Genomic DNA, 8,450 nt, shown 5'->3' on the forward strand with positions numbered 1-8,450 from the left:
GCCGATCTCGTGCCCAGCGCGAAACACCGACAAGATCTGGTCGTGGAGGTCGATGCGGATCCACACCGGACCGGCAGGCACTCCGGCCTCGTCCCATCGATGCTCGCCATAGGTCATCGGCGTGCGGATGTTGAGCATCGAGCGGATGGGCTGGCCACCGGTCGGCACCGGCGCTGACGTGACGGCGACCCGGACTCCCGCCGAACCCGGCAGGGGCTGCGACTGCGCCGCCTTGGCGACAACCGGCTCTGCAACTTGGGTGGAGGGCTTGGCATCGCAGGCGGATAGGAGGCCCAACGCAAGAAGGGCGACGACCTGGATCGCCGCAGATGTCACTGAATTTGGAGCGACGCGCTCTCGGGCCGCATCGGCCGGGCGGACCTACGCCGGCGAAGCGCGATGCCGGTAGCGCCGAAGCCGAGCAGCATGAGCGCCCATGTATCCGGCTCGGGCACCGCTGGAGTGACCGGCGGGACTGGCGGAATTGGCGGCACTTGCGGACCAGGCACGTCAGGGCCCGGCCCCGAGACGATCGGCGGGGGACCGGGCAATAGCGGCGGCAGTGGGATAGGCCGCACGATCGGCGGCACCACGTCGGGCAGTGGCGGCTGTTCAATTAATGGGGGCAGTTTAACTACCGGGACTTCGTTGGAAGGCTTGTCGGCGGCGAACAGCGGCTTGATGAAACTGTCGGGCAGTTCCGGCGTGCGGATCTTGGCCAGCGCCCGCTGATGCGGGACGAACCCGGGCGCCTTGCGCGCTTTGCTGTCGGCCAGTTCGCCCTTGATCCGTTCACCCGGCGAGCGTTGATCGAGCATCGTCAGCATGTCGGCCAGGGGCGCACCGTGCACGATCGACGAGGTGAGCGATTCCTTACCGTCGCGCGCAGGAATGAACGTGCCAATCGCCAAGGGAATGGCAGCGAGCGCAATCGCGGCCAGGCCAATCTTGGCCATGCGCGGCGCTGCAGACCAGCCACTGGCTAAATTGCCAGCTGAGGAACTATGGTTCATCATACGGTAACGATTTACGCTATCGTTAAGTTGCCCGCAACTAACAGAAGAGGTTAACGCCGAAGCGTGTCATTTTGGCACTGAATCGAATGGGCAGGGGGCGATGATTCGACGCCTCGGCCCGAAATAGTTGGTGAGTGCGTACGAATGAAAAAAGGGGCCGGACGTTTCCGTCCGGCCCGTGAAAGGTTTCTCAGGAGAGGATGCCTCGAAAGGCCCGACTGATATCGCAGCGCACAATAGATTGTGCAAGTGCGAACAAGCCCAAATCAGTATTTTTTCAAGACTTGGTTATATTTTCACCGAGCCGGCAATCCGCCGCAGCCAGGAACGGGGCAGGAAGCGGTGTCCCTGCGCTCCGGCCTTGTTCGCTAGCCCGGGGATGACCACGGCGCGCCCCGAGTCGATCGCATCCAGTCCGGATCGAACGACCGGACCGACCGCCATCGACAGCCGGGCGAACGCTGAATTGCCGATGAACCCGGCGACCTCGCCGAATTCGGTCGCGGTCGGGCCGGGGCACAGCGCGGTCACCGTCACGCCGTCACGGTAGACTTCTTCATGCAGTGCCTCGCTGAACGACAGGACGAATGCCTTGGTCGCGAAATAGACCGCGATCCGCGGGCCGGGCTGGAAGGCACCAGTCGAGGCCACGTTCAGGATCGCCCCGGCCTTGCGCGCCAGCATGTCTGGCAGGATGGCATGGGCGAGTTCGACCAGCACCCCGCAATTAAGGTCGATCATCGTCCGTTGCCGCGCCCCGTCGAGCACGGCGAACCGGCCCCACATGCCAAATCCGGCATTGTTGATCAGCAGCGACACGCGCTCGCCGTGCGCCGCCAGGTCGGCCATCAGCCGTCCAGCCGCGCCTGCCTCGCTCAGGTCGAGCGCGACCGCCCGGGCATTGCCGATCTCGGCCACCAGTGCGTCGAGTCGATCGAGCCGCCGCGCGACCAGCACCAGCCGATGACCGCGCGCTGCCAGCTGGCGGGCAAATTCCGCGCCGATGCCCGACGATGCGCCGGTGACCAGCGCGACCGGCGATGTCTCGCTCAGGCGACGGTCGCCTTGACGATCTTGCCCGGCTCGCGCGGCGGCTCGCCCTTGGGCAGCGCGTCGACATGCTCCATGCCGCTCTCGACCTGGCCCCAGACGGTGTATTGCTTGTCGAGGAAGCGGGCGTCGTCGAAGCAGATGAAGAACTGGCTGTTGGCGCTGTTCGGCGCCGAGGTGCGCGCCATCGAGCAGGTGCCGCGAACGTGCGGCTCGGCGCTGAACTCGGCCTTGAGGTCGGGCAGCTTGCTGCCGCTCATGCCGGTCCCGGTCGGATCGCCGCCCTGCGCCATGAAGCCGGGAATGACGCGGTGGAACGGCACGCCGTCGTAAAAGCCTTCGCCGACCAGCGTCGCGATCCGCTCGACATGGCCGGGGGCGAGGTCGGAGCGCAGCTTGATGACGACATCGCCGCCGCTCGACAGGGAAAGGGTCAGGGTATTGGCGTCAGCCATCGTCTTGGTCTCCGGTTGAAGGGTTGGCGGCCATGTAGGGCGACGCTGCGGCTTGCGCCAGTGGGCGGCCAGCCATAGAGGGTCGCGACGGGTCGAAGGTCGAGGGGAAGCAGGATGAGCGAGAGCCAAGCCGACGCCCTGCCGACGGTCATGCCTCCGCCGGTCGACGCTGCGGACAACAGCATCCACGATCAGGAGGACCGGCTCAAGCCGGCGTTCGTCGAGCGCGTGCTCGATGCGGTTGAGGCGGGTGACGACGAGACCGCGCGCGCGCTGGTCGGGCCGCTCCACCCGGCTGACGTCGCCGACCTGATCGAACTGGCCCGCGCCGACGAGCGTGACGGGCTGGTCGCGGCGCTGGCCGGGATCGTCGATGCCGACGTGATCGCCGAGCTCAACGACCATGTCCGCGAATTGCTGATCGACGAGATGGAGCCGCAGCAGGTCGCCGATCTCGCCGCCCAGCTCGACACCGACGACGCGGTCGCGATGATCGAGGACCTCGAGGACGACGAGCAGCGCGCGGTGCTTCGCGCGATGGAGCCTGACGATCGTGCCGCGATCGAGGAGGCGCTGAGCTATCCGGAGGAATCCGCCGGCCGCCTGATGCAGCGCGACCTGATCGCGGTGCCCGATCATTGGACGGTCGGCCGGGTGATCGACTATCTGCGTTCCGGCGAGGAGTTGTCGACCGATTTCTGGGAAGTGTTCGTCGTCTCGCCGACACACCACCCGATCGGGACCTGCCGCCTGTCGTCCATCCTCCGGTCGCCGCGCTCGGTCCGCGTGGCCGATATCATGGTCGAGGATCAGACCCTGATCCCGGTCGGGATGGACCAGGAGGAAGTCGCGCTGCGTTTCCAGAAATATGCGCTGATCTCGGCGGCGGTGGTCGATCCCAGCGGGCGGCTGGTCGGCATGATCACCGTCGATGACATCGTCCACATCATCCAGGAAGAGGCCGGCGAGGACGTGCTGCTGCTGTCCGGGGCGGGCGATGGGGACATCAACGAGCCTATCATTATTACGGTGCGGACGCGGCTGACCTGGCTGGTGATCAACCTCGGCACGGCGATGATCGCCGCGAGCGTTGTCGGCCTGTTTCAGGGCGAGATCAGCCGGTTTGCCCTGCTCGCCGTGCTGATGCCGATCGTGTCGGGGATGGGCGGCAATGCCGGGACTCAGACGCTGGCGGTAGTGGTGCGCGCGCTCGCCACCAATCAGCTCGCCAGTTCCAATACGCGGCGGATGATCGGGCGGGAACTGACGATCGCGGTTGCCAATGGCTGCTCACTCGGGCTGCTGGTCGGGACGGGTGCGTGGCTGTTGTTCCACAATCCGATGCTGGGGCTGGTGATCGGCGCGGCGATGGTGATCAACAATATTGTCGCCGGCCTGTCGGGCATTCTCGTTCCCGTCAGCCTCGACCGGGCGCGCATCGACCCGGCGGTGTCGTCGGCGGTGTTCGTGACGATGATGACCGACGTGATGGGCTTCTTCAGTTTCCTCGGGCTGGCGCAGCTCGCGGGGCTGAGCGGCTGACGCGACTCACCGCAGGCCATTGATCGCCGGGCGGGTCGGCCTATGTCGCCCTCGTGCCGCTTCACTTGACCAAGACCGCCGTCGGCTGCGCCAGCGTCGACGCGCTGACCAACCGCCTCGCGCGGCGCGCGCGGGACGGGGAAGTGCGCGTGCCGACGCGGATGCGGCCCAAGCGCATGGCTGAATTGATCGGCGGCTCGCTTCACTGGATCGTCAAGCACAGGATTGTCGCGCGGCTCGAGATCTTGCGCTTCGACGACCGCAGCGACGGCCGCATCGACATCGTCTGCGTCGCCGAACTCATCCCGCTGACGCCGAGCCCGAAACGCGCGCACCAAGGCTGGCGCTATCTCGAGGAGGACGCTGCGCCGGCGGCCGGAATGGTCGATGACAGTGGCCTCGGCGCATTGCCGCCTGCACTTTATGGCAGACTATCAGCCCTGGCCCTAGTCTGACCCGCTGCCCGGCTGGGTCGGCCCCAATCGGATGTCCCGATGCGAGACGCCCCCCGAAAATATGCGGGTAGCCAAACGCCGCCAAGTCGTTAAACAATAATTAATTCATTAGATCCTCCAAAAAGTTAACAGGGTCGTTTAGGAGAAGTGGGATGAACAAACTTGCTCTTGCGTTGACCGCTGCTGCGGCCGCGTCGTTTGGATCCGCAGCCAATGCTGCGCTCCCGGTTACGTCGCAGTCTCTCAGCATCGGGAACTCGACCGGCTTCTACAATGGTACCGTCACCTGCGCGGCCGATGAGACGCCGTGCAATTTCTCGGTCAACTTCAACTTCGCTGCGCCCGCCGGGTTCAACCTTCAGTCGGCGGACATTACCTCCACCTATACCACGCTGAACCAGAACATCGACTTCACGTCGGTGCTGCTGAACGGCACGGCTTTCAACCTGTCGCCGCACGGCCAGACCGAAGGCGGCAATCTGCTCAACCAGGCGTTGCTCGCCAACAACACGCTGACTGTCAACGGTGTCGCCGGGACCACCGCTGGGGCCGACGCCGCCTTTTCGGGCACGCTGTCATTTGCTCGTGCCGTGCCGGAACCGGCGACGTGGGCGATGATGCTGATCGGCTTTGGTGCCGCGGGTGTGTCGCTCCGTCGTAAGCGCCCGGTACTGGCCATGCAGGCCGCGTAACCGCACGCGATTACGCCGCATATAAAACGGCCCGGCCAGCGATGGTCGGGCCTTTTGGTGTCAGCGACACCCGTCTACGTTGGCCGACCCAATCGCCTTGACGACGCAGGCTGCACCGCCGGTCAGCGACACGGAGGCGGTTCCCCGGGCGTCGATCTTGACCGTGTCGCGGACGTTGACCCGCACGACCGACGGACCCTCCGCGCCGACCGTGGCATTTTTCGCTTCCAGCGCACTGCCGTCGAACGACGAGCTGCCGCGGACGATGGCCGTCACTTGCGCCGCTTGGCCGGAAAGCCGGGCCAATGCCGCGCCCGACAGGCCGACCCGCAACTGATCGACCGCGACCCGGTCGATCGTGGCATTGCCCGATCCCTGGACCGACAGGTCGAAGCTCATCCCGCGAACCGCATTGATCGCCAACGCGCCCGATCCATTGATCCAGGCGGCGGTCAGGTCGTGCGTGCCGATGGCGATTTCGATCGGCCCCGACGATTCGCCCGGATAGCCGCCCCATGATGCGCCATTGGAATGCACCACCAGCGTCGTGCCCTGCACGTCGATCGCTACGCCATCGAGGCCGTGCGCCGATCCGCTCGCGGTCGCGAAGGGGGCGACTCCTGTCGTCACCCGCAGCCGATACGGCCCGTCGACCCGAATACGGGTAAAGGAGGTCACCGAGAAATTGCGGTCGGCCGCCGAAGCCGGAGCGACGGCGAGCAGCGACAGGGCGCCGGCGAGGATGAGAATGGGGATGCGCATACTCTATCCTCGCCGCTCATGGTTAAGGAACCGTATTGTCGGACAGGCCCGGGAACAATGCCCGTTGCCCGTTGCTGCTCCCGTCAAGCGGTTGCGGCTAGGCACACAAAAAAGGGGGGCGCCCTTGTCGGACGCGCCCCCAGATTTCAGGCAGCTGCGCGGGCGGTTACGCCGCGAGTTCTTTCGCCTTATTGTGGATCGACGCGGCCGCGTTGAGGATCTCGAGGATCTGCTTCAGCGCAGTCGGCTCGTCGACCTGCTCCATCGCTGCCAGTTCGCGCGCCAGTCGAGACGAGGCTGCTTCGAAGATTTGCCGCTCCGAATAGCTTTGCTCGGGCTGGTCGTCGGCCCGGAACAGGTCGCGAGTCACTTCGGCAATCGACGTCAGGTCGCCCGAATTGATCTTGGCTTCATATTCCTGAGCGCGGCGCGACCACATCGTCCGCTTGACCTTGGGCTTGCCCTTGAGCGTCTCGAGCGCGTCCTTCATGGTCTTGTCGCTCGACAGCTTGCGCATACCGACCGCATCGGCCTTGCCGATCGGAACGCGGAGCGTCATCCGCTCCTTTTCGAAGCGCAGGACATAGAGATCGAGGCTCGTGCCGGCGATCTCCGTGTTCTGGATTTCAGTAACCTTTCCAACACCATGCTTGGGGTAAACAACATAATCGCCAACATCGAAGCTAAGCGCTTTCGCAGCCATTCCAGAACCTTCCTATTGTTGTCCGGCCCGCCGTTGCATCACCTGAACCGCGCGCTCTATGGTGCGGTTCCCTGTGAGACCCCCGGTCGCGGCGTGCCCGTCTCTGATCGATCCAGCAGATGATACCACCACGGAACGCGGCGGCTCGTGACACTCATATAACAGAAAACGAATCAAATCGCCAGTCCGAGCTGAAACGGCTCGCCCTTTTCTGTGGACTGAATGTTCTGCAGCCCCAGTCCAAGCAGGCGAATGCCCTTCGCGACCGGTAGAAGCGCCCCGAGCAATGCCTGTCCGGCAGCCGCAAAGGCGGCCTCGTCAGGAACCGGTGCGGCAAAGCTCCTTGATCGGGTGATCAGGGTGAAATCGGAGAATTTGACCTTCAGCGCCACCGTGCGCCCGGTTACTTCGGCACGCGCGATGCGCTCCCACGCATAGCCGGCGACCCGCTCCAATTGTTCGGCCAGCGCCGCGTCGTCGCTCAGGTCGATGTCGAAGGTCCGCTCGGCACTGACCGATTTATGGAGCCGGTCAGGCTTGACCTCGCGCTCGTCGATGCCGCGCGCGATCCGCCAGTACCAATGGCCCGACGATCCGAAATGCGCCTCCAGTTCGGCCCTGCTCCACGCGGCCAGATCGGCCCCGGTATGAAGCCCCAGCCGTTCCATTTTCGCCGTCGTCACCGGGCCGACCCCGTGGAAGCGCTTGACCGGCAGCGTCGCGACGAACGCCTCGCCCCGGCTGGGCGGGATGACGCACAGCCCGTCGGGCTTGTTCTGGTCCGACGCCAGCTTGGCGATGAACTTGCAATAGCTCACCCCGGCCGAGGCAGTCAGCCCGGTCTCGGCCCGGATGCGGGCGCGGATCTCCTCGGCAATCGCCCGCGCGCTGCCCAGCCCGCGCACATCCTCAGTGACATCGAGATACGCCTCGTCGAGGCTCAGTGGCTCGACCAGCGAGGTATAGTCTTCGAAAATCGCCCTGATCTGGCGCGACACCGCCTTGTAGACGTCGAACCGCGGCTTGACGAAGACCAACCCGGGGCAGCGCCGCTTCGCCGTTACCGCGGGCATTGCTGATCGCACGCCAAACGCCCGCGCTTCGTAACTCGCCGCCGCGACGACTCCGCGATGCCCGCCCCCGACCGCCACCGGCTTGCCGCGCAGCGCCGGGTCGTCGCGCTGTTCGACCGACGCATAAAAGGCGTCCATATCGACATGGATGATCTTGCGCGGCGGGCTGTTCACGCCCCGTTCTTTACCTTGGCTTGGCCCGCGAGTCATGCTTAAGGGCGACAAACTCTACCTTCGGGACACGCCATGAACATTCACGAATATCAGGCCAAGGAATTGCTCGCCAAATATGGCGTGCCCGTCCCCGCCGGCCACGCCGCAATGACCGCCGACGAAGCCGTCGCGGCGGCGGAGCAGCTCCCTGGGCCGCTGTGGGTGGTCAAGGCGCAGATCCACGCCGGCGGGCGCGGCAAGGGCAAGTTCAAGGAGCTCGGCCCCGATGGCAAGGGCGGCGTCCGCCTGGCGAAGTCGATCGAGGAAGTGCGAGCCCATGCCCAGGAGATGCTCGGCAAGACGCTCGTCACCATTCAGACCGGCGCGCATGGCAAGCAGGTCCAGCGGCTCTACATCACCGACGGCGTCGACATTGCCAACGAATATTACCTCGCACTACTGGTCGATCGCGATACGGGCCGCGTCGCAATGGTCGTCTCGACCGAAGGCGGGATGGACATCGAGGCCGTCGCCCACGACACGCCCGAG

10 protein-coding genes and 1 pseudogene are annotated in these 8,450 nt (G+C 65.2%); 4 read left to right on the plus strand and 7 right to left on the minus strand.

All coding sequences use genetic code 11. The annotated features are described in order from the left end of the window. The 4 genes and pseudogenes from RMN84_RS00915 to RMN84_RS00930 form a co-directional block, all read right to left on the minus strand. Positions 1 to 336 (minus strand): annotated as a pseudogene (locus RMN84_RS00915) (hypothetical protein); the annotation flags it as partial. Next, a complete protein-coding gene (locus RMN84_RS00920) occupies positions 333 to 956 on the minus strand; it encodes a PEPxxWA-CTERM sorting domain-containing protein (RefSeq protein ID WP_309610330.1) in 624 nt (207 codons plus the stop codon). The pseudogene RMN84_RS00915 and the gene RMN84_RS00920, both read right to left, overlap by 4 nt. Before the next feature lie 348 nt (positions 957 to 1,304). Continuing rightward, the gene (locus tag RMN84_RS00925) at positions 1,305 to 2,069 is read right to left on the minus strand and encodes an SDR family oxidoreductase (RefSeq protein WP_309610338.1); all 765 of its coding nucleotides are present in this window, start codon (positions 2,067 to 2,069) and stop codon (positions 1,305 to 1,307) included. Beyond that, positions 2,066 to 2,521 (minus strand): peptidylprolyl isomerase, encoded by a 456-nt coding sequence (locus RMN84_RS00930; protein WP_309610331.1) that lies wholly within the window; start codon positions 2,519 to 2,521, stop codon positions 2,066 to 2,068. The genes RMN84_RS00925 and RMN84_RS00930 overlap by 4 nt, the downstream gene beginning before the upstream one ends. A gap of 150 nt (positions 2,522 to 2,671) precedes the next feature. Here RMN84_RS00930 and mgtE point away from each other — a divergent pair, with 150 nt between their 5' ends. The 3 genes from mgtE to RMN84_RS00945 all read left to right on the plus strand — a co-directional run bounded on the left by mgtE (position 2,672) and on the right by RMN84_RS00945 (position 5,210). Continuing rightward, positions 2,672 to 4,063, plus strand: a complete 1,392-nt coding sequence (mgtE, locus tag RMN84_RS00935; RefSeq protein WP_309610339.1) for a magnesium transporter — start codon at positions 2,672 to 2,674, stop codon at positions 4,061 to 4,063. Between the two features lie 65 nt (positions 4,064 to 4,128). Next, a complete protein-coding gene (locus RMN84_RS00940) occupies positions 4,129 to 4,518 on the plus strand; it encodes a DUF1489 family protein (protein WP_309610332.1) in 390 nt (129 codons plus the stop codon). Between the two features lie 152 nt (positions 4,519 to 4,670). Beyond that, positions 4,671 to 5,210, plus strand: a complete 540-nt coding sequence (locus RMN84_RS00945; protein WP_309610333.1) for an FxDxF family PEP-CTERM protein — start codon at positions 4,671 to 4,673, stop codon at positions 5,208 to 5,210. Between the two features lie 60 nt (positions 5,211 to 5,270). Here RMN84_RS00945 and RMN84_RS00950 read toward each other — a convergent pair whose 3' ends face one another. The 3 genes from RMN84_RS00950 to dinB all read right to left on the minus strand — a co-directional run bounded on the left by RMN84_RS00950 (position 5,271) and on the right by dinB (position 7,958). Next, a complete protein-coding gene (locus tag RMN84_RS00950) occupies positions 5,271 to 5,972 on the minus strand; it encodes a GIN domain-containing protein (RefSeq protein ID WP_309610334.1) in 702 nt (233 codons plus the stop codon). Positions 5,973 to 6,138: 166 nt separating this feature from the next. Beyond that, a complete protein-coding gene (locus RMN84_RS00955) occupies positions 6,139 to 6,675 on the minus strand; it encodes a CarD family transcriptional regulator (protein ID WP_309610335.1) in 537 nt (178 codons plus the stop codon). Between the two features lie 173 nt (positions 6,676 to 6,848). Beyond that, entirely contained in the window at positions 6,849 to 7,958 is a 1,110-nt protein-coding gene (gene dinB / locus RMN84_RS00960) for a DNA polymerase IV (RefSeq protein WP_405051413.1), read from the minus strand. 36 nt (positions 7,959 to 7,994) lie between these two features. Between dinB and RMN84_RS00965 the strand changes: the two genes are divergently transcribed. Further along, the coding region (locus RMN84_RS00965; protein WP_309610337.1) for an ATP-grasp domain-containing protein at positions 7,995 to 8,450 on the plus strand (456 nt) is incomplete at its 3' end.

The organism is Sphingomonas sp. (assembly GCF_031380695.1).
Lineage (GTDB): Bacteria > Pseudomonadota > Alphaproteobacteria > Sphingomonadales > Sphingomonadaceae > Sphingomicrobium.

Excerpts from the sequence above, each read along its gene's own strand:
- RMN84_RS00920 (WP_309610330.1), bottom strand. The coding sequence starts at position 956 with ATGGCCAAGATTGGCCTGGCCGCGATTGCGCTCGCTGCCATTCCCTTG.
- RMN84_RS00930 (WP_309610331.1), bottom strand. The coding sequence starts at position 2,521 with ATGGCTGACGCCAATACCCTGACCCTTTCCCTGTCGAGCGGCGGCGAT.
- mgtE (WP_309610339.1), top strand. The coding sequence starts at position 2,672 with ATGCCTCCGCCGGTCGACGCTGCGGACAACAGCATCCACGATCAGGAG.
- RMN84_RS00945 (WP_309610333.1), top strand. The coding sequence starts at position 4,671 with ATGAACAAACTTGCTCTTGCGTTGACCGCTGCTGCGGCCGCGTCGTTT.
- RMN84_RS00950 (WP_309610334.1), bottom strand. The coding sequence starts at position 5,972 with ATGCGCATCCCCATTCTCATCCTCGCCGGCGCCCTGTCGCTGCTCGCC.
- RMN84_RS00955 (WP_309610335.1), bottom strand. The coding sequence starts at position 6,675 with ATGGCTGCGAAAGCGCTTAGCTTCGATGTTGGCGATTATGTTGTTTAC.
- dinB (WP_405051413.1), bottom strand. The coding sequence starts at position 7,958 with ATGACTCGCGGGCCAAGCCAAGGTAAAGAACGGGGCGTGAACAGCCCG.